General features: G+C 47.6%; 25 protein-coding genes. 12 read left to right on the top strand and 13 right to left on the bottom strand.

Annotation, left to right across the window (positions count from 1 at the left end; all coding sequences use genetic code 11):
• Nucleotides 1–125 precede the first annotated feature (125 nt).
• Entirely contained in the window at nt 126–728 is a 603-nt protein-coding gene (gene yihA, locus PF479_RS00615; RefSeq protein ID WP_298001177.1) for a ribosome biogenesis GTP-binding protein YihA/YsxC, read from the bottom strand.
• Between the two features lie 90 nt (nt 729–818).
• On the opposite strand from yihA, the gene PF479_RS00610 reads away from it, so the two are divergent.
• Nucleotides 819–1,910: an AI-2E family transporter gene (locus tag PF479_RS00610; protein ID WP_298001175.1), complete on the top strand. Its 1,092-nt coding sequence runs from the start codon at nt 819–821 to the stop codon at nt 1,908–1,910.
• Nucleotides 1,907–2,590 carry an HAD family phosphatase gene (locus tag PF479_RS00605; protein WP_298001173.1) on the top strand — a complete coding sequence of 228 codons (684 nt, stop codon included), beginning with the start codon at nt 1,907–1,909 and terminating at the stop codon, nt 2,588–2,590. The genes PF479_RS00610 and PF479_RS00605 overlap by 4 nt, the downstream gene beginning before the upstream one ends.
• Nucleotides 2,591–2,592: 2 nt before the next feature.
• Here the strand turns inward: PF479_RS00605 and PF479_RS00600 are convergent, their stop codons facing one another.
• The 4 genes from PF479_RS00600 to PF479_RS00585 form a co-directional block, all read right to left on the bottom strand.
• On the bottom strand, nt 2,593–3,204 hold the full coding sequence (locus PF479_RS00600; protein ID WP_298001171.1) for a hypothetical protein: 612 nt from the start codon (nt 3,202–3,204) through the stop codon (nt 2,593–2,595).
• Between the two features lie 141 nt (nt 3,205–3,345).
• Complete coding sequence (locus tag PF479_RS00595) at nt 3,346–4,554, bottom strand: hypothetical protein (protein WP_298001169.1); 1,209 nt, start codon at nt 4,552–4,554, stop codon at nt 3,346–3,348.
• A 239-nt stretch (nt 4,555–4,793) separates the two neighbouring features.
• Complete coding sequence (locus PF479_RS00590) at nt 4,794–6,125, bottom strand: HAMP domain-containing sensor histidine kinase (RefSeq protein ID WP_298001167.1); 1,332 nt, start codon at nt 6,123–6,125, stop codon at nt 4,794–4,796.
• Complete coding sequence (locus tag PF479_RS00585) at nt 6,122–6,808, bottom strand: response regulator transcription factor (protein WP_298001165.1); 687 nt, start codon at nt 6,806–6,808, stop codon at nt 6,122–6,124. The genes PF479_RS00590 and PF479_RS00585 overlap by 4 nt, the downstream gene beginning before the upstream one ends.
• Nucleotides 6,809–7,078: 270 nt before the next feature.
• Here PF479_RS00585 and trpS point away from each other — a divergent pair, with 270 nt between their 5' ends.
• From trpS to PF479_RS00555, 6 genes are all read left to right on the top strand, one after another.
• The gene (gene trpS, locus PF479_RS00580; protein ID WP_298001164.1) at nt 7,079–8,080 is read left to right on the top strand and encodes a tryptophan--tRNA ligase; all 1,002 of its coding nucleotides are present in this window, start codon (nt 7,079–7,081) and stop codon (nt 8,078–8,080) included.
• A gap of 216 nt (nt 8,081–8,296) precedes the next feature.
• Nucleotides 8,297–9,214, top strand: coding sequence for a hypothetical protein (locus tag PF479_RS00575; protein WP_298001162.1), 918 nt, complete (start codon nt 8,297–8,299; stop codon nt 9,212–9,214).
• A gap of 62 nt (nt 9,215–9,276) precedes the next feature.
• Nucleotides 9,277–9,867, top strand: a complete 591-nt coding sequence (gene rdgB, locus PF479_RS00570; RefSeq protein WP_298001193.1) for an RdgB/HAM1 family non-canonical purine NTP pyrophosphatase — start codon at nt 9,277–9,279, stop codon at nt 9,865–9,867.
• Nucleotides 9,864–11,660: an oligoendopeptidase F gene (gene pepF / locus PF479_RS00565; protein ID WP_298001161.1), complete on the top strand. Its 1,797-nt coding sequence runs from the start codon at nt 9,864–9,866 to the stop codon at nt 11,658–11,660. Before rdgB ends, pepF begins: the two co-directional genes overlap by 4 nt.
• A 143-nt stretch (nt 11,661–11,803) precedes the next feature.
• The gene (locus PF479_RS00560) at nt 11,804–12,091 is read left to right on the top strand and encodes a BrnT family toxin (protein WP_298001159.1); all 288 of its coding nucleotides are present in this window, start codon (nt 11,804–11,806) and stop codon (nt 12,089–12,091) included.
• Between the two features lies 1 nt (nt 12,092).
• The gene (locus tag PF479_RS00555) at nt 12,093–12,308 is read left to right on the top strand and encodes a BrnA antitoxin family protein (RefSeq protein WP_298001157.1); all 216 of its coding nucleotides are present in this window, start codon (nt 12,093–12,095) and stop codon (nt 12,306–12,308) included.
• A 76-nt stretch (nt 12,309–12,384) separates the two neighbouring features.
• Here PF479_RS00555 and PF479_RS00550 read toward each other — a convergent pair whose 3' ends face one another.
• Nucleotides 12,385–13,050: a FecR family protein gene (locus PF479_RS00550; RefSeq protein ID WP_298001155.1), complete on the bottom strand. Its 666-nt coding sequence runs from the start codon at nt 13,048–13,050 to the stop codon at nt 12,385–12,387.
• Between the two features lie 122 nt (nt 13,051–13,172).
• On the opposite strand from PF479_RS00550, the gene serS reads away from it, so the two are divergent.
• The gene (gene serS, locus PF479_RS00545; RefSeq protein ID WP_298001153.1) at nt 13,173–14,450 is read left to right on the top strand and encodes a serine--tRNA ligase; all 1,278 of its coding nucleotides are present in this window, start codon (nt 13,173–13,175) and stop codon (nt 14,448–14,450) included.
• A gap of 182 nt (nt 14,451–14,632) precedes the next feature.
• Entirely contained in the window at nt 14,633–15,550 is a 918-nt protein-coding gene (locus tag PF479_RS00540) for an aldo/keto reductase (RefSeq protein WP_298001152.1), read from the top strand.
• A gap of 163 nt (nt 15,551–15,713) precedes the next feature.
• On the opposite strand, the gene PF479_RS00535 is transcribed toward PF479_RS00540, so the two are convergent.
• Nucleotides 15,714–16,067 (bottom strand): metalloregulator ArsR/SmtB family transcription factor, encoded by a 354-nt coding sequence (locus PF479_RS00535; RefSeq protein ID WP_298001151.1) that lies wholly within the window; start codon nt 16,065–16,067, stop codon nt 15,714–15,716.
• A gap of 152 nt (nt 16,068–16,219) precedes the next feature.
• Here PF479_RS00535 and PF479_RS00530 point away from each other — a divergent pair, with 152 nt between their 5' ends.
• Complete coding sequence (locus tag PF479_RS00530) at nt 16,220–16,711, top strand: hypothetical protein (RefSeq protein WP_298001149.1); 492 nt, start codon at nt 16,220–16,222, stop codon at nt 16,709–16,711.
• A 5-nt stretch (nt 16,712–16,716) separates the two neighbouring features.
• Here PF479_RS00530 and PF479_RS00525 read toward each other — a convergent pair whose 3' ends face one another.
• From PF479_RS00525 to PF479_RS00515, 3 genes are read right to left on the bottom strand one after another with little or no spacing between them, the layout of a single operon-like run.
• Nucleotides 16,717–17,790 (bottom strand): GTP-binding protein, encoded by a 1,074-nt coding sequence (locus PF479_RS00525; RefSeq protein WP_298001147.1) that lies wholly within the window; start codon nt 17,788–17,790, stop codon nt 16,717–16,719.
• On the bottom strand, nt 17,787–18,710 hold the full coding sequence (locus PF479_RS00520; protein WP_298001145.1) for a GTP-binding protein: 924 nt from the start codon (nt 18,708–18,710) through the stop codon (nt 17,787–17,789). The genes PF479_RS00525 and PF479_RS00520 overlap by 4 nt, the downstream gene beginning before the upstream one ends.
• A 51-nt stretch (nt 18,711–18,761) precedes the next feature.
• Nucleotides 18,762–20,111 (bottom strand): uroporphyrinogen decarboxylase family protein, encoded by a 1,350-nt coding sequence (locus PF479_RS00515; protein ID WP_298001143.1) that lies wholly within the window; start codon nt 20,109–20,111, stop codon nt 18,762–18,764.
• A 178-nt stretch (nt 20,112–20,289) separates the two neighbouring features.
• Between PF479_RS00515 and PF479_RS00510 the strand changes: the two genes are divergently transcribed.
• Complete coding sequence (locus PF479_RS00510; protein ID WP_298001141.1) at nt 20,290–20,706, top strand: Rrf2 family transcriptional regulator; 417 nt, start codon at nt 20,290–20,292, stop codon at nt 20,704–20,706.
• Between the two features lie 17 nt (nt 20,707–20,723).
• Here the strand turns inward: PF479_RS00510 and ptsP are convergent, their stop codons facing one another.
• From ptsP to proC, 3 genes are read right to left on the bottom strand one after another with little or no spacing between them, the layout of a single operon-like run.
• Nucleotides 20,724–22,985 (bottom strand): phosphoenolpyruvate--protein phosphotransferase, encoded by a 2,262-nt coding sequence (ptsP, locus tag PF479_RS00505; RefSeq protein WP_298001139.1) that lies wholly within the window; start codon nt 22,983–22,985, stop codon nt 20,724–20,726.
• Nucleotides 22,982–26,053, bottom strand: a complete 3,072-nt coding sequence (locus PF479_RS00500) for a two-component regulator propeller domain-containing protein (protein ID WP_298001137.1) — start codon at nt 26,051–26,053, stop codon at nt 22,982–22,984. The genes ptsP and PF479_RS00500 overlap by 4 nt, the downstream gene beginning before the upstream one ends.
• A gap of 21 nt (nt 26,054–26,074) precedes the next feature.
• Complete coding sequence (proC, locus tag PF479_RS00495; RefSeq protein ID WP_298001135.1) at nt 26,075–26,881, bottom strand: pyrroline-5-carboxylate reductase; 807 nt, start codon at nt 26,879–26,881, stop codon at nt 26,075–26,077.
• Nucleotides 26,882–26,914 lie beyond the last annotated feature (33 nt).

The following is a 26,914-nucleotide window of genomic DNA, read 5'->3' as shown; positions in this document are numbered from 1 at the left end:
CGAATGAGGAGAATATCGAGCATATTTGACAATTGAGTGACGAAGAAGAGATGAAAAAGATCAAAAATAGAACAATAATGATTAAGTCGGACAGCTGTGTGTAATACTGTCTTTGTCACAGTTCTTTAATCAGACTCGTACCAGAACCGGATATGATCCTGAAGCTCTTTGACTCCGTCTTTTTTCACGGCTGAAAGGGTCTGAATACTCCAGGGGATGGTCAACCCTCTCAGGGCCTTGTTCATATCACTGAGTGTCTTTGCTCTGGCTCCGCTTTTCAGTTTATCAGCCTTGCTCAACACGATATGCACCTCTCTATTCCCCCGGACCGCCAGGTCCAGCATGGCCCGGTCCAGATCCGTCAGGGGGTGGCGGATATCCATAAGAAGAATGATCCCCTTCAGGCATTCCCGGTTGAGAATGTAGTTTGTCATCTCTTCCTGCCAGCGTTTTTTTTCACGAGGCGGGACTTTGGCATAGCCGTATCCCGGGAGGTCGGCAATAAGCAGGTCTTCCTTCAGAGAAAAGAGGTTGATATGCTGGGTCTTTCCAGGTACCGATGAGGTCTTTGCCATACTCTTCCGGTTGGCCATGGCATTCAGGGCACTGGATTTACCGGCATTGGAGCGGCCTGCAAAGGCAATTTCAATGCCCCGCTCTGCAGGACGGCCCTTCATATAGGGGACACTCGTTACGAATTTGATGGTATTAAAGTTTATTTCTGTCACGCCGGCCATCTTAGCCGAAAGAAAGCCGGAGGAAAAGAGCCTATACCGCCTATATAGTCAGAAGCCCTGTTTTTATACTATGATATGCTTATGAAAATAACATTGAATACCATATTTCTTGGTATACTGACGACCATAGCTATGGGGGCCGTTCTGCATATACTGCAGCCCCTGTTCCTTCCCCTGGTCATAGCTATCCTCCTGTCCTTTGTTCTGTCCCCTCTGGTGACTCATTTTCACAAGAGGATACCCCGGGTTCTCGCCGTTTTGCTGGTCATAGGCATTCTCATGGTCGGACTCTATGCCATCGGCTGGTTTTTCTATACGAGAATCACTTCATTTGTCTCTGTCATCGGGTATTACCAGGACCGCTTTGACATCATCATCAGTGATATTGTCATCCGCTACAAACTGCCTTCTGATATTCTGGAAGTCCTGCAATTGTCGGCGAGTCTCCGTTCGGGACTCTATAATATATCCATCTCCTTCGTCAATTTTGCAGGCCAGCTGATCATTGTTGTCTTTTTCATTGTATTCATGCTCTTGGAGAATCCCCTGTCAGAACGTAAGATGAAGATGGCCTTTCCTAAGGAGAGTGTCCAGATCCGTTTCGGTACCATCATCCGGACCATCAGTACCCAGATTGCACGGTATCTGACGATCAAGCTGGGAATCAGCATCACCACAGGATTTCTAGTCAGCCTTTCCCTCTATTTTATTGGACTCGATTTTTATCTGATGTGGGGCTTCCTGGCCATCCTGTTTAACTTCATACCCAATATTGGTTCCACCATCATCATGGTCGCCACCATTCTGATGTCATTTATCCAGTTTTATCCCGTATGGAATCCCATCCTGGCCGCTCTCATCGTCATGCCGCTGATTCAAATGATTCTGGGGAATTTTCTGGACCCCAAGTTGCAGGGAAACCAACTGGATCTTTCTCCGGTGATCATCCTGATCTCTCTGGTTTTCTGGGGATGGATCTGGGGCATTACGGGCATGTTCCTGGCGGTCCCTCTGGCAGAAACCATCAAGATCATCTGCGCCAACATTGATGCCCTCAAGCCCGTCAGTATTCTGATGAGCAGCGGGAAGTCTCTGAAACAGGTCTCACCTAAAAACAGCGATATAGAAAAAGATGAAACAGAGAATACAGAAAATACAGAGGAAACACCATGACGAAACTTGAAGCGATCCTTTTTGATATGGACGGAACACTAATGGACAGCGAGCCTCTCTGGCTGAGGGCAGACCTGGCCATGATAGCCTCCTATGGCGGATTTATGAGTGAAGAAGAGCACGATGCCTACATCGGAATGGGTGCGGTCACCTTTATTCCCATGATCAAGGAAAAATACGGCATTGAAGCCTCCTATGAAGAATTGCGTGAGTTTCAGGAACGAACCTTTCTGGAGATCGCCCGGAGCGAAATTACGGCTTTCCCTCAGATGGTGGCCCTGGTCCATTGGGCCATCGGGAAGAACATCCCTGTAGGAATTGCCTCGGGTTCCACCAATGGCATCATCGATGAGATGTGTTCTGTGACGGGAATTCTAGATCTTTTTCAGGTTCGGGTGTCCGCTCAGGAAGTAGAAGAGGGCAAGCCCGAACCCCATGTCTTTCTGGAGGCGGCCAGGAGGCTGCAGGTAAGGCCTGACGGGTGTCTGGTGATCGAAGACTCACCCGTGGGTGTGGAAGCAGCCTACAGGGCAGGAATGCGCAGTATAGCCGTTCCTCCCCCCATGGTCAGCGACCTCAATGGCCATCTGAACCGGGCGGACCTTGTTTTTCAGGGTGGAATGACCGTCTTTACAACGGAAAAGGCCACCACCTGGATCAACTCGGAATACCAGGTCTGATTTCAGGATTTGTTGAAAATATTCTCCGATTCGGAATCAGTAGCTGTGAAGTTGAAGGGCATTTCAATTATTCCCTTATCTCCGTCGCTGGTTTCCACCGGAATCAGCAATGTTCCCTCTTTTGCCGCTTCGGTATTCACAAGAAAGACAATGTATCCTCTGTAATCCTCTCCCGGGGCAGCTGTGAAAGAATTATCACTGAGATTCTGCTTGATGATGCGTTTCATCTGGGCTTTGCTGTTGTCATCCTTAAGGTAAAAATCCCAGGTCCTCAGCAGTGTCGCCCTGCTCTTTGCATTGTCAGAAACCCCGGTATCCAGGTTTAGAAGAATCTCCTGCATATTAAAGAGGACTTTCCTGCTCTCCGAGCTGATGGTTGTATCAAAAACAAAAAAATCCTTCCGGGGGATTTTCCCCGGATAAGCTACAAAGGGATTACCGCTTTTGCCATGGCGCTTCAGGAGTTCTTCTTCGGTCAAGAGAGTCAATGTCAGGCTGATATCACCCAGGTCCTGTTTGATTACGACCCCCGGAGCAATAGGGCTTTCATGGCTCTGGCATCCTGCCAGTAGAAAAAAGGCAAGAGATATGAGTATCCTATATTTATTTGGCATCAATTCTGTCCTGTCTTTAAATTTCAAAAAGAGGATTGTATCCCTTCAGGATAATCCTTAACTAACAATCAATTCAAAAGCAAAAAAAACTGCCCCCGAAGGGGCAGCAGTATCAAATCAATAGTTCAATTGAAGGATTGATTAGAAAGAGGCTTTGATTTTCAGGTATACGTCACCAGTGGCTTCGCCTTTTTTATTCAGGAACTCAGCGTCGTAAGCAGAATAGTCAGACATTAATGTGTATCCAGCCATGTATGTTACGCCATCCAAAGTTACATCAGCACCAACTTCGTATCCCATTACATCAGCAAACTCGAGAGGATCGATGGGAGAAAAGGGTGTTGTCAGTGCAGCTGTCAGGTTAGCCATTTCAGTTACAGCATACTTGGCAGAAATGCCAATGCCAGAAACTTCTGCAAAATCTAAACCTGTGTCTTCACTGGCAAAAGCAGTGTAGAAAGAGAGACCTGCTGTCAGTGCATCCATGGTGTAAGCGGCATCAACAGAAACATCAGTTACACTCATACCAACTTCGCCAACTTTAGCTCCGGTAACATCAATAATATCCTGGTCCATATTCATTTCAAGACCGGCACCAACTTTAAGTCCTTCCATAACGGTGGAAGCAGCACTGAAACCAAACATGTTACCATTTGAGTCAGCATCGTCACCATCATCTTCCAGAAGATTTGTTCTTGTAGAAGCAACATAGTAAACAGAAGCGTCAACCATGCCGAATGTACCGTAAGCATTGATTCCCATTTCAAGGGCAGAGTCAGCAGCACCGTAGTAACCGCGAGATTCTTTACTCATCATAGAACTGGGGTACAGTGCTACGTCTACATTAACCATGTCGGCCAGGCCGAACATCATTTTGAATCCAAGCATTGAGCTGGCAGAGTAGTAGTCTTCACCAACTGTATAAGTACTAGAACCAAAGTTTCCGTCTACACCAACTTTTTTACCGGCTTCGGCATCAAAAATACCAGCTGTGTAAGGAGCCACTTCGCTATAAGTTACAGGAGAGTAACCCATAAAACCTACGGTGTAGGAAAAAGCTACGGCACCATCAACACCGAGAATACCTGTTATGTCCTGTGTCAGGGTCATAGCATTCAGGGATGCTGAATCATCATAGTCAGCTTCGAAAGCAGCACTGATTGAGGTGAAATCAGAAATAGCACCGTCAAGAGCAATTTTTGCACTTCCATCAGTTTCGCCGTCTTTGTAGTTGTCGTCTGCACCAAAGGCCCAGTCAAACTCTACGTCGCCGGAAGTTGTTACTTCAGCAAATACGGGGGCAGCCAAAATGGCCAGAACAATTGTCAGTAAAACAATAGTCTTTTTCATATTACATTCACTCCTACTTGTTTATTTACAGAACATACGCTCTGCGTAATTTATACAATTAACTCGAGGGTAGTAGCCGTATTTGTTGATGATATGAAGGAGGTGTGAAGAATGTGTGAAGCAGCAAAAAAAATAACACATTTTTAACCGCCTTAACACGGTGCCATTGAGTCTTCTCCTTGTGCTACTGTGTGTATACTGTGGAGTCTGTCCTCTGGTCATGTCGTGAAAGTCCTTTTTCAGCCACGATTTAGGCTCAAAGTGAAGCAGACACGATGCTCATCCAGGTTTTCAACTCTTAATGAACCATTATGAAATTCGGCTATGCGCCTGGAAATCGTCAATCCCAGACCGCTGCCCCTTTTATTCCGGCTTCTGTCGGTTTTATAGAGGGGATCAAAGAGGAGAGACAGGTGCTCTTCCTCTATCGTTCCCGGGTTTATGACCCTGAAATGAGGGCTTTCTGCGGTTCCTCCGGCTTCAATCTCCACAATCCCCTGGATGGTCATGTGCTGAATCGCGTTTTTAACCAGGGCTTCCAGAGCCCGGCTGGTCAGGGGAAAGTCACAATACAGATAGTCCAGACCATTGGACCACTCCAGAGAAATGCCTTTCGACTCGGCAAGGTCTGCCAGGGAGTCCATAATCCCTGCTCGGAGACTCTCGGCGGATCCTTTTTTGATTGAGAGCTGATTCCCCTCAGTATCCAGCTCCCCCAGGATCAGGAAGTCTTTGGTCAGCGATTCCAGGACGGCTATTTCTGACATAATTTTCTCCCAGCCCTCGGGAGTCATAAGAAGAACTCCATCCCTGTAGGCATAGAGTTGTGTCTTCAGGGCTGTCAAGGGGGTTTTCAGGTCATGAGCGAGACTCCGGGATCTGAGAATCCTCCGGTCTTCTTCGGATATCAGCATCTTCTGCAAAGACCCCGCCGCCTCGTTGATGGTCGACAGCTCAGCCGTCGCTGTCTTTGTGAATTCCTCTACCCGGGATCCTCCGGCCAACTTGATGAGTGATCTGGCTGTCCGGCGGGCTTCTCTTGTGAAGGATGCGGAAATACGGAAGGCCAGGAGAAGTGATAGTCCGGCAGATAGGATCAGGCCCAGGGTGAAGAGTTTTATAATCCGTGCAATGAATACATTGTTATGGTTCACGTAGCTGAAAGAAAGAGGAATTATCTGTACATATCCTCTGAGCTGTCCATTATAGTACAAGGCCTCAGCCTTTTGGACTTCTGATTTTACAAGTGAGTAGTTATCCAGGAGGGGATTGGTCCAGGATTCAAGAAGTTCACCCTCAGGGGAGTACAGGAATACCTGGGCGGACTCGATCAGGTAGTTCCTGGCTGACTCCAGTACGAGTGAACTGGACGCGGCATTCAGGGTGCCTCCCTGATTCATCATCTCTGTCAGGAATTCCATGACAAATGCATGTGACTCTTGTTCCACATGATCATTCCAATACTCTTTGGAATTGCCATACCCCAATATGAGGGTCAGGACCAGTAATAAATTATGGATAAGGATAATCAGAAAAAAAGCCGCCAGCATTCTGGCGCGCATTGATCTCATGTACTGTTTCCTGCAAACCTGTATCCGTATCCTCTGACAGTCTCAATCCAGTCTGGATTCTGAAGTTTGGCACGGAGGTTCTTAATATGGGTATCCACTGTCCGGTCATATCCTTCAAAGGAATATTCCAGACAACGGTCCAGTATCTGCTCCCGGGAGACAACGGCTCCACCATTGGAAGACAGATAAAGGAGAATCTTCCACTCCGCTGCTGTCAGTTTCAGAAGCTGGTTGTTCAGCATGGCCTTATGGGAATCTTCATCGGTGGTCAGTTTCTGACCCTGTAATGACCATCCATGCATCTTTTTCTGGGGCAGGGTTGTCCCTGTTCTTTTCAGAACAGCTCCCACTCTCAAAACCAGTTCTTTCGGGGAAAAGGGTTTGACGATATAATCATCGGCTCCCACCTCAAATCCGGTTATCCTGTCCGACTCTGATTCTCTGGCTGTCATGAATATGATGGGGATTTCAGATTTTTGGCGGATTTCCTTGGCGAAAATGAATCCATCTCCGTCGGGCAGCATGGCGTCAAGGATCAGGAGTTCCGGATTCCTGGATGCCATGGCTTCTTTTACACCGCCCAGTGCGTCAAATTCTTCCACTTCATAATCAGAGAGCTTCAGGTAGCCCGATACGGCTTCCCGGATCGAGTCATTGTCTTCTATAACAAAAATTAGTGCCATACAGATATTTTGCCTGAAATCAGCTGAATTTACCAGTCATTTTTGCAAAGCTGTAAAAAATCTCCTATGGATCATAATGACAGGGGGGAAAGGGTCTGTTTTGTGGAAACAATGTTTGTTTTGTGAAGCCGATTTAATATGAGGATGAGAAAGGAGCTCTGAAGTGTAAATGAGGGCGGTTTTTCCGGTCTCTTTCCTTTAATAAGGGACTATGTTAAAATCGGCCCTGCAAAATTGACAGAGAAAACATGATTAAGGAAGGATTTGGGGATGAGTGGAAAAGTTGTTTTGACCGGGATTAAACCAACGGGGATGCCCCATCTCGGGAATTACCTGGGAGCCATCAAACCGGCATTGGAACTGGCCGAGAGTTATGATGCCCGTTACTTTATTGCAGATTATCACTCACTGAACAGTATCAAGGACCCCAAACTCCTGAAAGAATACACCTATGAAATCGCTGCCTGCTGGCTGGCCTGCGGACTGGACCCCGAAAAAACCCTGATCTACAGGCAGTCGGATGTTCCCGAAACCTTCGAACTGACGACCATGATCATGGCCTTTACCGCCAAGGGTCTGATGAATAGAGCCCATGCCTATAAGGCCACGGTGGATCAGAACCGGGAGAAGGGCAGGCCCGAGGATCACAATATCAATTTGGGTCTGTATACCTATCCCGTGCTGATGGCCGCAGATATCCTCCTCTTCGATACCAATTATGTCCCCGTGGGAAAGGATCAGGTTCAGCACATCGAGATGGCTGTGGATATTGCCCAGGCGGTGAACCGAAACTATAAACAGGACCTACTGACTCTGCCCGAGGCGGTCGTTTCCGAAAGCACACAGGTTGTGGTGGGGCTGGACGGCCGGAAGATGAGCAAGAGCTATGATAATACGATACCACTCTTTCTTGCAGAAAAGAAGCTGAAGAAGCTCTGCAATAAGATCCTCACCAATTCCCAGACGGTAGAAGAAGTGAAGGATCCCGAGACATGCAATGTCTTCACCCTTTATAAACTTTTTGCAACTCCCGAACAGCAGGATGCTCTGGCTGCCCGTTACAGGGCCGGCGGCATGGGTTGGGGTGAAGCCAAAGAGGAACTCTTTCATGTTATCAACGGAGTTCTTTCACCCATGCGGGAGCGGTATAATGCCCTGATGGAAGATACATCCTATATCGATCAGGTTCTGACCGGGGGAGCCCTGAAGGCCAGAGCCCTGGCTTCTGTCAAAATCGGTAAACTTCGGAAGGCCATGGGATTCGATATCTGATTCGCAAATGAAATGAGGGCAGCGACCGCTTGCGGGCATTGCCGAATAAGTGCCGCAAATGCGGCTCGGGTCCAGGGCTTGCCCTGGGGTATGATACCATTCATTTTCTTAAGCATTTCTTAAGATCCGGATACAAAACGGGGGAAGTCGTGATGATTTCCCTTTTTTTTCGTCCTGGCACAACTCTTGTTTCTCCCAGGACACGGAGGTATCGTTATGATCGATTTTTTAACTCATCAGGTTCTTGTGTATCAGCAGACTGTGGAGGAGAACACTCCCGGTCAGAGACACCGGGCTCTGCTGGATGAGCTGAGCCTGTATGTCTATTCATTTCCCGGATATAAAAATTCACTCTCTGAAGAGGACTGGAGTGGTTTTCTTCTGGGGTTCCTGGGCAGAATTCACGGCATTCTTATGAACTTTGATTACCGGGGACTCTCTTTTGTCTGCTATCTCAACAGTGTGCTGACCTGGCATCTCCGGTCTCACTACCGCCAAAACCAGAAAGGACAGGAAGATGAATGGGTTTGCGAGAGAGAATCCATCATCGAGTATGAACACATTCGGAGTGACGAGTCAGGATGCAGCTGTGATAATCAATTCTGTCTTCTGGATAAGCTGAACTACATTCTGGAGAACTCGGGGATGACTCCTTACAGAAAAGATGCCCTGAGGCAGAGGCTGCTGATCTTTGTATTGAAGCATATCTCTTTTCTGGAAGAAGATGATTATCTCACGGCCTTTCCATTCCTGGGTCCAGCACCTGAAGAAGCTCTTCGCCTCAGGCGATCCATTCTGGGCTGTCTTAGACTGAAGTATGACCGGAAGGAACATCTGAGGCGTAAGAGAATTGAGAATTATTGCCGCCTGAATCTGAACGAAAAAAAGTGGGCCAACAGTGGGGACCCTCTTCAGTTTCCCCTCTTTGAGAAACGCAGCAAACTGTACAGAAAAAGGCTGCGAAAACTGGATAAGCAGCTGGATTCCATTCCTCTGGTTCCCAGTAATGAAGACATAGCCAGGCTCCTGGATATGCCCAAGGGCTCCGTCGATTCGGGACTGTATTATCTCAGAACCTATCTTCAGGGACTCAAGGGGGGACTCGGTGAAAATAGGATCTCCTGTCCTGACTGACTTTTGATGATTCCCATTTTCCGGTTGCGCAGAGGCGCCGGGATGCATTATCTTCTATGGTTATGGAAATAATACTCGCCACTGGCAATATGCATAAGAAAAAAGAACTGGAGCAGATCTTCTCGGGTCATAAGATTCTCATCCCCTCCGATCTGGGAGTGGAATTCGATTGTGATGAAACGGGAAGCACCTTTATGGAGAATGCGCTCCTGAAGGCGGAAACCCTCTACAATCTGGTTAAAAGGCCTGTTCTGGCCGACGATTCAGGGTTGTGTGTGAACGCCCTGGGAGGAGCTCCGGGGATTTACTCCGCCCGGTACGGTTCCAGCGAGGACGGGCTTGTTCTCACAGACCCGGACCGGAACAGGCTTTTGCTGAAAAACCTGGACGGGGTGACGGAACGGGAAGCCTTCTTTGTCTGCGCCATGGTTCTGTTCACAGCCCCCTACAGGGTGTATTCTGTTCAGGAATCCTTCGAGGGACGGATCGCCGACTCTCCCTTCGGTGGGGGGGGGTTCGGCTATGATCCCGTCTTTGTGGATGCCCTGTCGGGAAAAACGGCTGCAGAACTGACGGATGTTGAAAAAAACCGTGTCTCCCATAGGGGAAAGGCCGGGAGAGTCATGAATTCACTATTGGAGGCCCTTGTATGAGTCAGACAATCAAAAATAGAAAAGATGTTCCCTCCGGGAATAAATGGAACCTTGCCTCTCTGTTTAAAGACTCGGAAGCCTGGGAAGCAGGGCTCAAGGAACTGGAGGCTCTGATCCCGGAAATCTCCGGCTTCAAGGGCAGCCTGGGTGATTCGGCAGAACGCCTGAGAGGCTGCTTTGATTTTTTCAATTCTCTGGAGATTCTGGAGGAACGGCTGGGGTACTACGCCATGCTCCGCAAGGAAGAGGATGTGGCAGACAGCGATTCCATGGGCCGTTATTCCCGTTATATGGCGGTGGCCACAAAAAGCAGCACCGAGGCCAGTTATCTCAAGCCTGAGATTCAGTCTCTCCCGGATGAGCTGCTGGCTTCCTATATGAAGGATCCTGTCCTGAAGGAATTCCGCATCCCTCTGGAAAGAATGATCCGGTATAAACCCCATATCCTGTCTGAAAAGGAAGAATCTCTTCTGGCCATGCAGGCAGAGTTTGCACAAACCGCCCGGAAGGCTTTTTCGGCCTTGACCAACGGGGATATGAATTTCGGAACCATCGAAGTGAAGGGCGAGGAGAAGGGACTGACCAATTCCACCTTTGGAGTGTTTCTCCTGGACCCTGACCGGGCAATTCGGAAGCAGGCCTTTCAACAGTTCTATACCGTTTTTGAGGGTCACAAAAACACCCTCAGTGAACTCTATGGCGGCAGTGTGCTGAGAGACATATACAGTGCAAAGGTCCGGGGATTTTCATCGGCCCGGGAGGCCAGTCTTTTCCCCGACAATGTTCCCGTCGATGTGTATGATAATCTGATTGCCTCTGTCTCGGATAATCTGGCTCCTCTCCACCGCTATTATGCCCTCAGGAAAAGAGTCCTGGGGCTGGATGCCCTTCATCTTTATGATACCAAGGTTTCTCTTATACCCGATATGTCTGTCCGGCACAGCTTTGACGACGGGGTGAATGTGGTCCTCAAGGCCCTGTCTCCTCTGGGAGAAGAGTATGGATCTGTGCTGAAGAAGGGCCTCAGCAGCGGCTGGGTAGACCGGTATGAGAACAAGGGCAAGCGGTCCGGAGCCTTTTCGGCAGGATCCTACAAGGGGGATCCCTATATTCTGATGAATTACAAGGAAGACGATATCCGGGATGTCTTCACCCTGGCCCATGAGGGGGGACATTCCATGCATTCCTGGTTTTCTGTCAGGAACAATCCTTTTCAGAATTACAATTATACCATCTTTGAGGCCGAGGTAGCCTCTACCTTCAATGAACAGCTTCTGGGCCGCTACCTGATGGATCATTCCGAATCGAAGGAGATGACCCTCTACCTTCTGGGCCGTCAGATCGACGATATTCTGGGAACCATCTACAGGCAGACCATGTTTGCAGAGTATGAGATGAAATGCCATGCCCTGGTAGAAGCCGGGAAGCCCCTGACCGTAGACAGTCTCCGCTTTGAATACAGAACCCTTCTGGAGAAGTATTTCGGTCCTGATGTGGTTCTGGAAGAACAGGCCGATCTGGAGGGACTCAGAATCCCTCATTTTTACAATGCTTTTTATGTTTATAAGTATGCCACAGGATTGTCTGCGGCCATGGCCTTGTCCGAAATGGTTCTGGACGGGGGCGATGCCGAAGGGGAGTCTTACCTGAACTTTCTTAAATCCGGGGGCAGCCGGTTTCCACTGGATTCTCTCAAGGCCGCAGGAGTGGATATGAGCCGCCCCGAGGCCGTCAATAAAGCCCTGGGACGATTTGCGGCCCTGGTGGACCGGTTTGAATCGGAGCTCTTGTAATTCTGAGTGCTTTTACAATGAGTTCTGTGCTAAAGCCAAATAGGAAATTTAATGAAAAAGGTTTGAAGGGATTGCAAAATTTCTTGCCGTCCTGGCTCGAATAATATTTTGACAAACCATTACAATGTAGTTATCATGTAATTATGAGTTTAATAGACTTCGAATGGGATGATGATAAGAATACAAGTAATCAAAACAAGCATAAAATCTCTTTTGAAGAAGCTAAAACTGTTTTCAATGATCCTAATGCGCTAGTTATTTTTGATCCTGATCATTCTCATGAGGAAGAACGATTTATTATTATGGGTGTATCACAAAATTTAAATCTTTTGGTTGTTTGTCATTGTTACCGTTCAAATGATGAAATTATTCGACTTATCTCAGCGAGGAAAGCTGATTCTAAAGAGCAATCTATTTATGGAGGTAGATAATATGAGAAATCATTATGACTTTTCAAATGCTATTAAAAACCCGTACATAAACAAACTAAAGAAACAAATCACCATAAGACTTGATCCTGAAACAATTGATTATTTCAAGGATCTATCTGATGAAACTGGTATAAAATATCAACAGCTAATCAACTTATATCTTGCAGACTGTGCTAAAAAACATTTAAAGCCAAATATTGAGTGGAAGGTTTTATAACCTGCGGTTCTAAGGGCTCCCCCCAAATCGCGTCTGGTCGCATGGGGCCGAGCCAACTTCGTATATTCGCGAAACCTTAGCGGGAACTCTCCACCCGGGTCCAGTCCATCTTTTCCCCGAGGCGGGATGCCAGGGCTTCCATGTCTTCATCCGTATGGTAGAGCATGGGAGCCTGGCTGACTTCAATCTGATTATTTTTTTCCGAGATCCTCACGGCTCCATGATGGGTATGCTTCATGGGCTGGGAGTATTTTCCATTGGAATCACTCATGTTTATTTCTCCGTTACAGAGGCAGAAATAGGCTGTGTCGGCGTCTTCCCTCTGCATGTAGAAGGAAGTTCCCCGAATCCCTGCCACAACCGCACCGGATTGGATGCTGAACACATCGTCCATACCTTGAATCAGTGACCCTATATTCCGGAGGATTGCCGCGGCGGCACCCCGGTCCAGGGAAATCGTTGATTTGGAGAATGAGAGCCGGATGATAGAGTCTTCGTATACCTTGATGATGTTGCTGTCCAGAAATTGAATTTCACAATACCCGTTAGCAGAGGTGGTGATGACTGATTCGTCGGGAACGCTGTCTCCTGTCTGAGCCGGTTTTCCAGCCAGATTGACCTCTCCCTCCATTCCGATGATCTTCCCGGTCACTTCAGCTGCCGTACCTTTTTTCTGTTTCTCTCCGACGCAGGAGAGGATCAGAAACAGAGGTAAAAGCAGGATCAAAAATTTCACTTTCACGGGGGACTCCTTTTTATGGGATCATTGACTATTGTCATGAACGCCTTTCAATAGAAATGAATTGATCAATTCATTTGAAATGAATTGATCAATAAATTCCAATCTGTTACTATCACTATACTATGCTGGATTTTAAATTTATCAAAGATAATCTGGACTCTGTCCGTGAAAACATCAAGAACCGCAATGTCACCGCGGCTCCCGAAAAAGTAGTTGAACTGTATGATCAGCGCAACCTCGTGATACAGGAACTGGAAGATCTCAGGCGCCAGAGAAATGAAAACGCCTCGAAGATGAAGGGGAAGCTGGACCCCGAACTCCGGCAGGGGCTGATCGATGAAGGGAAGGCTCTCAAGGAGCAGATCTCCCAGGTGGAAGTCGGAATGGACAGTCTCTTGAAGGAGCTGCAGAAAGCCGCCGTCCTGATTCCCAACATGGCCCACCCGGATGCCCCTGTCGGGAAGGAAGACAAGGATAACCTGGAAATTTTGAGAAGCGGGACCCTTCCCGAGTTCTCCTTTAAAGCCAAAGATCATGTGGAACTGGCCGAAGCCATGGACCTTGTGGATTTTGAAAATGCCACCCGTGTTTCGGGTTCCAAATTTTACTATCTGAAGAACGAAGCCGTTTTTCTGGAGCTGGCTTTGACACGCTACGCCCTTGATATATTGCAGAAGCATGGATTCGTGCTGACCATCACACCCGATATTGCCCGGGAAGAAATTGTGGAAGGCATCGGTTTCAATCCCCGGGGTGAAGAGTCCAATATCTATACCCTGGAAGGAACGGGCACCTGCCTTGTGGGAACCGCCGAGATCACCCTGGGCGGATACTATGCCGGACAGATGGTCGATGTCTCCAAAGGACCGATCCTGATGGCGGGAGTCTCCCACTGTTTCAGACGAGAAGCAGGAGCCTCCGGTCAGTATTCTAAGGGGCTCTACAGGGTCCATCAGTTTACCAAGATTGAGATGTTTGCCTACTGCAAACCTGAGGAATCGGATGATCTGCTGTTGAAACTCCGTTCCATCGAAGAAGAAATATTCGAGGGTCTGGAAATCCCGTTCCGTATTGTCGATACCTGCACGGGAGACCTGGGTGGGCCTGCCTATAGAAAGTTTGATCTGGAAGCCTGGATGCCCGGACGGGGGGATGAGGGTGACTGGGGAGAAGTGACCAGTACCTCAAACTGTACCGATTATCAGTCGAGACGACTGGGGATCAGATACAAGGATGAAGATGGTAAAAACCATCTGGTCCATACTCTCAACGGGACGGCCATCGCCATTTCAAGAGGCATTATCGCTGTTCTGGAAAACTTTCAGCAGGAGGACGGCTCCATCCGGATTCCTGAAAACCTGGTTCCCTATACCGGTTTTTCCGAAATACGGCGTCCCTAGCAGTCTGTCGGACTTAGTGCTTTTGAAACTATTGTTAGAGATTTTTCTTCTATTTTAGGAACGATTGAGGAGAATATAGAGCATATTTGACAATTGAGTGACGAAGAAGAGATGAAAAAGATCAAAAATAGAACAATAATGATTAAGCCCGACAGGCTGCTATAATCCCAAAAGGAGAAGTCATGCAATACAGAACATTAGGAAAAACAGGACTGAAAGTTTCGGTCGTAGGAATAGGCACCTGGCAATACGGAGGAGAATGGGGAGAGGAGTATTCCCAGAATCAAGTGGATGCCGTCATGGACGCCGCCCGGGATGCAGGAATCAATCTGATAGATACGGCCGAGTGCTATGGTGATCACCTCTCAGAATCTTTTGTGGGCAAGGCCATCCAAAAGGACAGGGAGAAGTGGATTGTAGCCACAAAATTCGGGCATCACTACACGGATTATCTGACCCGTGATCAGCTCTGGACTGTGAAGGATGTAAAGAAACAGCTGGAAGAGTCCCTCAAGAGCCTGAGAACCGACCACATCGATGTCTATCAGTTCCATTCGGGAGACAACATCGTCTTTGACAATCAGGAACTGTGGACCTATCTGGACAAGCAGAAACAATCCGGTGCCATCGGTCATCTGGGAATATCCATATCCAACAGCCATGAGGGCGTTCTGGAGTATCAATCGGAAAAAGCTAGTGTAGTGGGTGCCGAAATGCTCCAGCTCTATTACAACCGCCTGGACAGGAGACCCGAATCGTCCGCCTTTGAAGAGTGCCGCCAACAGAACCTGGGAGTCTTTGCCAGAGTCCCTCTGGCCAGCGGCTTTCTGAGCGGAAAGTACAAGCCGGGAACAGTCTTTCCTGAGGGTGATCTGAGGAGTCGCAGATCACAGGAGCAGATCAACTCCGACCTTTCAGAAGTACAGAAAATTCAGAAAGAGGAGGTTCCTGAGGGTATTTCCATGGCAGCCTGGGCCCTGGCCTGGTGCCTGAGAGACCCGGTGGTCACCACGGTGATTCCCGGATGCAGAAACCCCGAACAGGTCAAAGCCAATGCGGATGCTTCAGACCTGGCGGGAACCCTGAATTTTCCCGGATAAAATCTCATCCACAAGCGGGGGGACCAGGTCCCCGACTCTGCCGTATCGGTGTTCATCAAAACGGCTGTGTACAAGAGAGGGTTCAAGATTGATTTCCATAGTATAGGCCCCGGCAGATGAGGCTGTCTCTACAAATCCGGCTGCAGGATGACAATCGATTCATTCATCCCTCGGACAGGTGTTCCTGGCAGATTCTGAAGATCTGTATGACGTGCTCGTCTAAAAGTGAATAAAAAATATGTTTGCCCGCCCGTCTGGAATTGACCACATGGGCCTGCTTGAGCTGCCTGAGCTGATGGGAGACAGCAGGCTGGCTCATCTCCATTAATTCGGCAATCTCATGTACACAGAGCTCATCTTCAATCAGGGCATTGATAATTTTGAGGCGGGAGGGATCTCCGAAGATTTTAAAGATCTGGACAAGATGATCCAGCTCTTCCCTGGTCACCAGCAGCTCTCTAACCTTTTCGATCCTGGCAGAATCATGTGTTATCCGTGGATCTTCAATATCTTCCATGCTACTCATCCCCTCCAGTTTAGCATAACCGCTTGAAGTATGCCCAGATGGTGTTATTTTTATGATTTTAAAGAGGAAACTTTTTCTATTTCAGATATACTTAACAAGGATACCGTCTTCAATGCAGATTGAGGTCCCGAGGAGAATTTTTTATGAAAAAAACAGTGTTGATACTTTTGATGATAAGTCTGGTTCTTCCGATTTTTGGACAGAACAAAAAGGTGGAAGATAAAGAGATTAAAGAAATAAATCTGAATACGGAAAGTCTTGAAGGAAGAGCCAAAGCCGGAGTCGCTCTGGGATACCCATCAGGTCTTGTATTCGGCTATAGACTGGCCAATTACCTGGAAATCAATGTCCTGGCAGGAACCTTATACAATGGTTTTACCCTGGGTGGAAACCTGATGTTCACACTGGCGGATATCATGATCAAAGACCAGCCCTTTCCCCTGTCTCTGGGTCCACAGCTGAATGTGAATATGGGAAATGAATTTAATATGTCTGTCCTGGGACTTCTCCGATGGGAGTATACCTTTGAAGAGATTCCCCTGAACCTGTATATCGAAGCCGGTCCGGGAATATCCTTCCTCAAAGGAGTAGATCTGGACTGGTCGACTTCTCTGGGAATCCGTTACGTTTTCTGATCCCTTCAGGAATAATAAGGTTTGGGTGGAGAAGGGATCAGCGAATTGCATGCATAGTCAATAATCTGCAATCCCCTATCCCTCAGGCTCTTTTGTAGTTCCAGAACATGCTGTTCAATGGTCTCGGGAACACAGGCCGAACGGATGTTAAGGGTGATCTTCATCCGCCCCACCTTACCCTCAAACAGGCCGATTTCATCTGCCTGTATATGTCCCGATACGAAACTCACCTTGAGCCCCCCCCCGGGGGTGGTGATAAAAAGCTTGGCATGGGCCACTTCTCCCAGCAGGGGGTTCCGGAAAGATTCCATGATGATAAAGCTGAGATCCATAGGGTCCTGGTCGATTTGACTTTCCATCTTCCAGGAACCGTTATACCATCCATAGGCAGCCTCTGCATCCGCATAAACCTGATAATCAAGGGGCACCCGCTGAGAAAAGTCCAGGGGAAACCCCTGCAGACATCTGTCTAATAAAAGATCAAGCCCATCCCCGCTGTGGGAAGAACATAGAAAATAAAGAGCCTTCGGGTTCAGTTTTTTTAAGAAAGACAAACCCGAAGCCAGCTGGTCTTTCTCTAAAAGATCTGTTTTTGACATGACCAGAACCTCGGATTCCCTTATCTGATGAGAGATCAGAACTTCTCCCGGTTCCAGGGGCTTAAAAAGATCCATATCCAGGTATTCTTTTTGCAGCCGCAGTCCATCCACAAGAGTCAGATAGGCAATAACCTTCACCGTATCCTTATGGAATTCCACGAGTGGATTAATCACAGTGGCTGCCAGATCGGTGCAGCTGCCCACTGCTTCTGCAATGATAAAGTCAGGGGTTTTGTCTGCAATAAGAGCCTTCACTGTTTCCAGAAAATCGGGAAAACGGCAGCAGAAGCATCCACCCGACACTTCACGGGTGTCTATTCCATCCACTGCGGCATAGAGGCTGTCTACCAGAGTATCTCCCTGATCATTGGTGATCACCGAGACGGTAGACCCTCTTCGTTCCAGCATTTCGGCGGCTTTGACCATAAAAGTGGTCTTTCCTGAGCCCAAAAATCCTCCCAGGATTATCAGTTGCGTCATAGGGAAGCACCCTGAATCTCTCTCCAGAGGCGGGCGATATTTTTTTCATTTCCCAGGGGGCAGAGGACAGTGAGTCCCGGCTTTATCCCCGGTTTAGCAGTCTCGGTCATGGAGTATCCTTTGGTATTATCAGAAACATAAAAGGTCTTGCCCTCCAGTTCCAGAAACCCTTTCAGCCTGTATATCCCGCTTTCAACCCGGCCCATAAAATCTTTCAACACCTGCTCACTCTCCAGAGTTCCTTCCAGGAACAGGCTGCCTGGTCGAGACTCGGGGGTATTGCAGCTCTCCCTGTCCTCGTCCATGACCTGGGTGGTCTCATCATCAATAAAAGAATAATCAAACTGTCCGAAGGAGCCTGTCTGAAAGGGTGCGGATGAACGCAGTTTCAGATCATGTATTAATTCTTCCAGATCCTTTTGAGAGATCAGGTCCACCTTGTTGATAAGGATCTGATCCGCAGAAGAGATCTGCCGTCCAATAACTTCCAGCACTGTGATAAGAGCCTTATAACGAATGGGATCGATCAGGGTCACTACATGTTTGATAGAAAATTGATCGTCCAGATGATGTTCTTTCAGAATCTTATTCATGCTGGAGGGATCGGACAGACCCGAAGCTTCGATAAATAGAAGATCGGGTTTTTCCTTTTCAAAATACTTCAGGCCATAGAGGAATGGAGCCTTGAGACAGGAACAGAAAATGGAGCCATTCCCGATCTCATATATTTTATGTCCCTCTTCCAGAAGTTCAGGATTTTCATTCTTCAATAAAGACCCATCCACAGGGACCTCTCCGAAATCATTTACAAGCATCCCCAGCTTGCGGTCATGGAAAAGTCTGATCAGTTCATTGAGGACCGTTGTTTTGCCCGCTCCGAGGAATCCTGCCAGCAGGACAATATCTATTCCAGTACTCATAAAAAAGTCTCCTTCAGAATCGGGCCCCCGATGAACATTAATCAAGTCAATTCAGACCAGAGATGCGATCTCTTTTTCCAACTCGGCACGGTTGGGGATCAGGGAAACATGGGTGACCTTTCCATTCACAGCCATAGATGGAAGGTTGGCGACTCCCAGGATACCCAGGCGGGCAATATTTTCAGGTTCAAGAATTTTTCGTTCAATGACCTTCACTTTCTTGTCACCGAAAATCCCAATCATGTCATCCGCAGCGGCTTTCATATATCCACAGGCTGCGCAGGTGGCAGAATCAATGGTCAAAACCTCGATAAGAACGTAATCCAGGTTCTCATAATCAGGCATTTCAACATCGATATCCACGACTTCTTTCACATAGCTTGAAAGGAATGTTCTGGTGGCTTCGATATTCTGCACAGCCTGACCGACTCCTACAATGTTTTCAACAGGAACACCGAAGGGAATATCACAGCCTGGCGCCAGTATGAAGCCTTTTGTGCCCATCTTATCCATCAGATCAATGGCTGCTTTCTGACAGTCTTTTTGATTCCCCAGGAGCATAACAACCGTAAGCTGCATGTTGCCGGAAATTAGAATATTGTGAGCCTCTGTTACTTTTTTTGCTTCCACAATGTCGATGTTTTCATCAATGGAGAGACAGTCCGGTCCAGTCAGTGCCATGGCTTCCAGGTTCTTTGTGGCATCACCGCAGACAAAGAAAGAGCTGTAAACACCTTTGGATCGGACATGATCAAAAAATCTTTTATAATCAGTAGCCATAAACTGTGTAAACATATCGGGAGAGATCTGTGAAACCAGAGGATCGACTGATCCGATGATATCCATTCCCGCCTCAATATAGTAATCCGCGACGGCAATGGAGACATCCGTTGCATAAGCCATCAATTTTTTAACATACTCTTCATCATCGTACATATCCATAAAGATGTTGGTGCTTCTCAGGTGAGAGGCCAGTGTGAAAGGACCGCAGACAAGTCCATATAGAGCTGTCGTATCACCGACTGCCGCTTTCATCTTGTTCATAACATCCAGAACCATGGGAATTCTCCCTTCCGACTTTGACGGGATCTTACCGGGAATCTCCTTTGTATCCGCCAGGGGGTGATTCCTGACAGTAGGAGGAGAGTCCTTGGCCCATAGCAGATCACAACCCAGAATCTCGGCTTCAATCTGGAGGTCGAATACGACAGGTTGTCCATCGGGAGTATACTGCTTGTTTGATTCAAGCAGACATTCCAGAAGCTTTTCTCCATCCTGCAGAACTTCCTGGGCATCATAGCCTTTCAAATTAGCAATCTGAACTCCCGTATAAGGAACCCAGGGAGCCCGTTCTGTCGCTTTACCTTGAAATGCTTTTATTATTAATTCTTTTCCATTCATTATTTCTCTATCCTTGGGGTTAATTTGTAGTCTTAACTTATGTTAATACCTGAGAAAGGCTCTCATATATAAATCTCATGTTAATTTTGGTACTATTTCGGGTACTTTTTATCCAAAGTAGCCTTATGAGTGCATCAGATCACTTGCCCGACCATAGTAATAGCGATATTATGAGTCTATGCGAATAACAACAAAAGGCCGGTATGCAATAAGAGCAATAATGAACATGGCCCTAAATGAAGAAAACAAACCTATTTCCATAAAATCAATTTCCAATAGTGAGGAGCTCTCTCCTATATTTCTGGAGCAGATTTTTACCAAGCTGAAAAAAGCAGGAATCACCGAATCTGTCAGAGGGGCGTCCGGGGGATTCTGGATCTCCAGGGAATTAAATGAGATATCAGTTCTGGATGTTCTGGAAGCAGTGGAAGAAGGTGTTATTCTGGCACCCTGTACATCAGGAGACGCAACATGCGGCCGTTCTGCCGACTGCGCTATTTCCGCGTTCTGGTCGGATACGGAAGAATTGATCAGGGAACAGCTGAGGTCTCAGACAATTCAGACGATTCTTGATAATTATATAGATAAAGAATAGAAGATTGGAAGCCTCTCTCAGGCTTCTATGGCAGCAAGTGCTTCATCCAGTATGCTGTTTATATCCTCCAGATTGTCCATTTCCAGGAGGCGGCGGCAGTCTTCTTCTGCTTTTTTTACATCTACATTTTTCAGGAACTCCTGCATCCTTGGAATCTGTACAGGCGGCATGGATAGACTGCGAACTCCCACACCCACCAAAAAATAAGCCAGTGCCCGGTCAAAGGCCATGTTTCCGCAGATACTCAAAGGACAATTCTCTTTTTGTGATGCTTCTGTAATACGGGCGACTGACCTGAGCACCGCAGGATGCCTGGCTTCGTACAGGCCGGAGACTTTTTCATTGGTTCTGTCCACACCCAGCAGATACTGGACCAGATCATTGGAACCCACAGACATAAAGTCGGCTTCTCTGGCCAGATCTTCCGCCATAATGACAGCCGAAGGAAGCTCAATCATGACTCCCAATTCAGGAATTGTGGCGCATTCAAAACCATCTCTTCTGAGGAATTCAATACTCTTTTCGACCATCCGTCTTGCCTGCTTAAAATCATCCAGAGATGAAACCAGGGGAAACATAATGCGGAAACTGCGTCCCTGCCCGGCTCTCAGCATGGCCTTGAGCTGGCCAACAAATATTTTCTTGTTCTGGAGAAGAAATCGGAGAGCCCTGAGACCCAGGAAGGGATTGTCCTCTTCCGAATCAGGCATATAAGATAGGATTTTATCCCCTCCGATATCCAGAGTCCTCAGAGTTATGACGGAGGAATCCATTCCGTCAAAGATTTTTTTATATACCAGATACTGTTCTTCCTCACTGGGAAAACTGTTCCGGATAAGAAAAGGAAATTCACTGCGGTAAAGACCAATTCCTTCAGCCTTCATCTTAACAGCAATTTTTATGTCGCTGATCAGGTTAATGGTGGCCCTCAGATGAATCCTCTGCCCGTCGAGGCTCACGGTCTGATCCTCGACCAGCTCCGCCTTCTCTTTCAGCAGTTTATGATCATTCATCAGAGCCTTAAACTGGGCCATAGTCTCCTCTCCCGGATTGACCAGAAGATTGCCCTGGAGTCCATCCAGAATAAGGGGGCTACCTGGGAGTATAGAAAGGAGTTTTCGGTCATCCGTATAGATCAGAGGGACTCCCAGTGATTTGGCGAGGATTGTAATATGCGCCGAGGCTCCCTGACTGTAGAGTACCAGACCTTCTACATGCTGAGCCGTTATTTTGACCAGTTCAGATGGAAGCAGTTCTCTGGCGACCAGGATTTGACCGGAATAGTCTCCAGATTCCTGTTCCTCCCCAGCCAGATTCCGCAGGAGTCTGTGTCCCAGGTCCCGTATATCCTGAACCTTTTCCTGAAGTCTTGGATTCTCACTTTCAGAAAAAATTTTCAGAAAGTATTTCACTCTTGAAATGATGGCATCACAGGGAAGAACACCACCCTTGACGTCCTCTTCCATTTTTCCGATAAAACCTGAATCTCTGAGCATCAGCAAATGAGTGCTGAAAATAAGAGAACCTACATCAGAAAGCTGTTCTTCCATCTCGTACTGGAGGGTCGTCAGTTGTTCTTCCGTCTGGGTTACAGCTCTTAAAAAGTCATCAAGGTCGGCGTCTAGGCAGCTCTGGGGCAATCCGAAATGAAGATCTTCACTCTTATCCGATTCCATCACATAGGCCAGACCAATGGCAATCCCTTCCACAACAGCTTTGCCCTTGATCAATGACAGTTCTTCCACAGGAGCCGGCTGAACCACCTTTGTGACACCCATCAGGAGTTTGGCGTTTTCAAGAGTTGCCGCCAACTGGGAGCTGATGGCCCGAAGGGCCATCATGTCATTTTTGTTAAAAAACCCGGATTGATGGTGCTGAAGCACAAGAACCCCGATACGGGTCAGCCCCTGGAGGATCGGAACAGCCAGAAAAGCCTGGTACTGGTCTTCACCACTACCGGAAATCTCCTTGAAATGAGGATTGTCCTGTCCTTTTTTTTCGAGTATAGGCCTGAGTTCCTTGAGGGCGATTCCCACAAGACCTTCTCCTGTCGTCATGATGAGTTTACCTATGAGATCCGGATTCAACCCTTCCGTTGCTTCCAGAATGAGACGGTCAAGATACTCATCATAGAGATATATGGAGCAGACATCGGCCTTCATATGACCGGAAACCGTCCTGACCACCTTCATTAAAAATCCCCGGACATCACTCTTTTCCCGAAACAGGTCTGAAAGCTCTCCAATATTACATATGAGTTCTACATTATCCTTCTTCATGATGGGCCACTGTCCTTTGATCTACCCGGATAGACCACGTACTGATTCCGGCCTCTGTTTTTAGCTTCATACAGAGCCTTATCAGCTTCATCCACCAATTCCCTGGGAAGCTGTTCAAACCCGGGAACAAAGCCGGAAAGGCCGATGGAAATTGTCAAATAGGGAGCAACCGAGGAGCCTTCATGCAGGATATTTTCCTTCCGGAAACTCTCCAATAGTGCCGCAGCAAGAACTTCACCTTCAGAAATATTCGTATCAAAGAGAAGAACCGTGAATTCTTCACCACCGTAGCGGCAGACTGCGTCTGTATCCCGTCTCATAATGCTTCGAATCAAACGGCCTGCTATCCGGAGGGCTTCATCACCCATCTGGTGGCCATAAAAATCATTGTAAGGCTTAAAATGATCCACATCAATCATCATCAGAGTCATGAATTTATTTTCTCTTATAGCAAGATGCCAGAGATTATTCATGGACAGATCAAAATACCGCCGGTTGGACAAACCAGTCAGAGAATCAATCCAGGCCAGTTGCTCCAATTTGGTATTGAGGGCCTGCAGATTATCCCGGCTGCTGACCACAGTATTCAGCTTCCGCTTCAGCAGGGAGTTAGCCTGTACATTAGAAATCAAAAAAATAGCCATGATCCCGGCTGCAATATAAATGATAAAAAACCAGCGCTGTCTCCAGGGCGGTGCCTTCACATATATGGGAAGGGACAATCCGACTTCATTCCAGACTCCGTCATTATTTGAGCCCTGGACGCGAAAAATATAGTGCCCCGGCGACAGGTTCTGGTAGGCGGTAAAATTCCGAGTCCCACTGAGAACCCAGTCACGGTCCAGTCCTTCCAGCATATAACGATATTGATTCTGAGCAGGAGAAGTGAAATCCAGCGCCGCATATTCAAAGCTGATATAACTCTGTTCCCAGTTCAAAACGAGCTCTTCTCCCTTTACTAGGGAGTCCAGAAATGGATAAGCCTCTCCCATAACCTGGACTTCATTCATCCACATGGCCGGCGGATGGGGATTATCATAGAGGATTGCCGAATCAAAACGTAAGACACCCTCAGAGCTTCCGAAATAGAGATAACCCTCTTTATCGATGGTAGAACTGTTGTCCATCTGGTCTGCCGTGATTCCGTCGCTCTCATCAATATTCAGAATAGTGCCGTCTTCGGGATTCAGAACACTGATACCGCTCATTGTGGAAATCCACAAACGGTTCTGCCCGTCTTCTTCCACAGCCTGAACGTGGTTGGAGCTGAGTCCATCCAACCGGGTATAGTGAGAAAAAGAATCCGATCCGGGTTCCAGAAGATTGAGCCCACCGCCTCCCGTCCCGATCCAGAGTTGCCCTGATGAATCCTCAAAAAAACTCATTATGACATTATTGCTGATGCTGGACTGGTCATCCAGATCATGATAGAAAATCTCAAACTCCTTTTTGTCCCGGTTGTACCGGTTCAATCCCATATTCGTCCCCACCCACAGGGTACCACGGCTGTCCAGGAGCTGGCAGAAAACAAGATTATTACTCAGGGTTGATTTTCCGGGAAGGTAGTTAAAAACATCCAGAATCCCCTCTGATTCGGACCAGTGAATGAGTCCTGAGCTGTATGTTCCGATCCAGAATGTCCCGTCCAGATCTTCAGTGATAGAGTAGACAATGGGCTCATCACCGGGAATGGAACTATAACCAAGGAGAGAGATATGGTCGAAGTCATTTGTCTCGGGAATAAATCGATCCAAACCGCCCAGGGATCCCACCCAGAGGCGGCCCTTGGAATCTTCCAGAAGGCAAGCAACATTAAAATGAGACAAAGACCAGGGATTTTCAGGGTCAGGCATCCAGTGCTTGACATCCCAGTCAAGGGGATCACCCTCAAAGCGCCAGAGTCCTTCAGAGTAGGTGGCAACCCAATACCTCCCCTCACGATCTATTAGAATGTCTCTGACATTATCTTCGGGCAGAGACAGGGGTTTATTCACATCATGAGAGATGAAGCGAAAATCCTTTTTTTGAGGATTAAGCTTGTTCACACCCCGGCCATTGGTACCGATCCAGTACACACCCCCCTTGTCCCGGAGGAAGGAATAGACGATGCCATGATTCAATTTATATGGATCATCCGGATCTGCTGCATGATGGTTGAGGGTCTTTGTCGCGGAAGACCACTGATAGAGCCCATTCCCCCAGGTCCCTATCCAGAGATCTCCCGATGGATCCGCAGACAGGAGATAAACATTATCTTCCAGGGGAATATGTTCCAGAATCTTTCCAGTAACAGGATTCAACAGAGAGACACCTCCATCCCATGTCCCCACCCAGATATTAAAATCATCAGTCTGACACAGGGCCATGACATAGGGAGACTGGAGAGCCCCGGGATCTTCCGGGTCAGCCTTGAAATGCCTGAAAGTATCGGTCTCCGGAAGATACAGATCCAGACCTCCGTAGGTTCCGATCCAGAGTCTTCCACGATTATCGATAAACAGACTGCGCACCGTATCATGGAGAAGAGAGTCCCCCTCCAGATCATTATGAAAATAGGATCTGATTTCCTGACTGACAGGATCGATCCTGTTCAGACCCTTCAGGGTCCCCACCCAGAGAGCCCCCTCGTCATCCTTGATAATGGTGGTAACGACTTCATTGGAGAGGACTTCACCCTTGTTGTGCTGATAAGCACTGTAATTATAGAATTCTTCAGTTTCCATATTAAACCTGGACAGTCCCTCATAGGTTCCAATCCAGAGGTAAGGATCAACGGGATCAAGGTAAAGGGTTTGAATCAAATTATGGGGCAGAGAGTTCCTGTCGAAGGGATCATGTTCATAGGATAGAAAGACCTTGCCATCATAACGGCACAGGCCGTTCTGTGTTCCGAACCAGAGATAACCCCTCCTGTCCTGAACGATCCCTGATACGGCGTTATTTGATAATCCGTCTTTCTGGGTGATGTGGTCAAAAATGATTGTACTTGCCCTGAGGGGAGACAGTAAAACCATAAGAAAAAGAAAAGAGATGATGCATGACTTAGGATGAAAACTGGTTCTGTTCATTTTCCCGTGTTTGCCGGCTCCTCAGCTTTTTGAAAGCTTTTTTGATTTATCCGCGCAGACCCGAATGGCTTCCATGACGGAGGAGCGGAATCCCGTCTGTTCCAATACACCTACGGCTTCGATGGTCGACCCTCCGGGCGAGCAGACTTGATCCTTGAGCTGACCGGGATGAATTCCCGTTTCCAACACCATCTTGGCAGAACCGAGGACAGACTGTGCTGCCATGGAATAGGCTTTATCACGGGGAAGGCCTTCTCTTACTGCCGCATCCGCCATAGCTTCAATGAACATGTAGACATAGGCGGGGCTGGAACCGCAGAGGGCGGTATACCCATCGATAAGATGCTCCTCCAGAATCTCAGTCCGACCCACGGCATTCAGCAGGGTTAGAACCTGATTGACTTCATCAAGACTCAGATTATCTCCAGGGCAGACCGCGGTCATTCCCTCCCCCACAAGAGCCGGAGTATTAGGCATGGTTCTCACCAGCTTGATATCCTTGCCGAAGAGCTCCAGAACCTGGGCCCTTGTTTTTCCCGCAGCAATGGTTATGACCACCGTATTCATTGAAATAGAATCACGGATCTGACGGATCACGGGTTCGTAGATATGAGGCTTTACCGAAAGGACCAGAAAATCCAGGCTGCCCAGAAATTCCAGATTGTCTGTGGATGTATTTAATCCCTCGTAGAGGGATGAGATTCGGTCCAGAGCATCCTGGGATGCGTCAGAGACAAATATTTCACTTTTTTGAATGATACAAGCTTTGATAAGACCGCCGATAAAGGCGCCTGCCATATTCCCAGTGCCTATAAACCCGATTTTCATGATGTTGTCCTGCTTTTTTAAAATATATACGTT

It is taken from the genome of Oceanispirochaeta sp., assembly GCF_027859075.1.
Classification (GTDB): domain Bacteria; phylum Spirochaetota; class Spirochaetia; order DSM-2461; family DSM-2461; genus Oceanispirochaeta.
The sequence above is the reverse complement of the archived record's forward strand: the minus strand, read 5'-3'. Positions and strand labels throughout refer to the sequence as shown.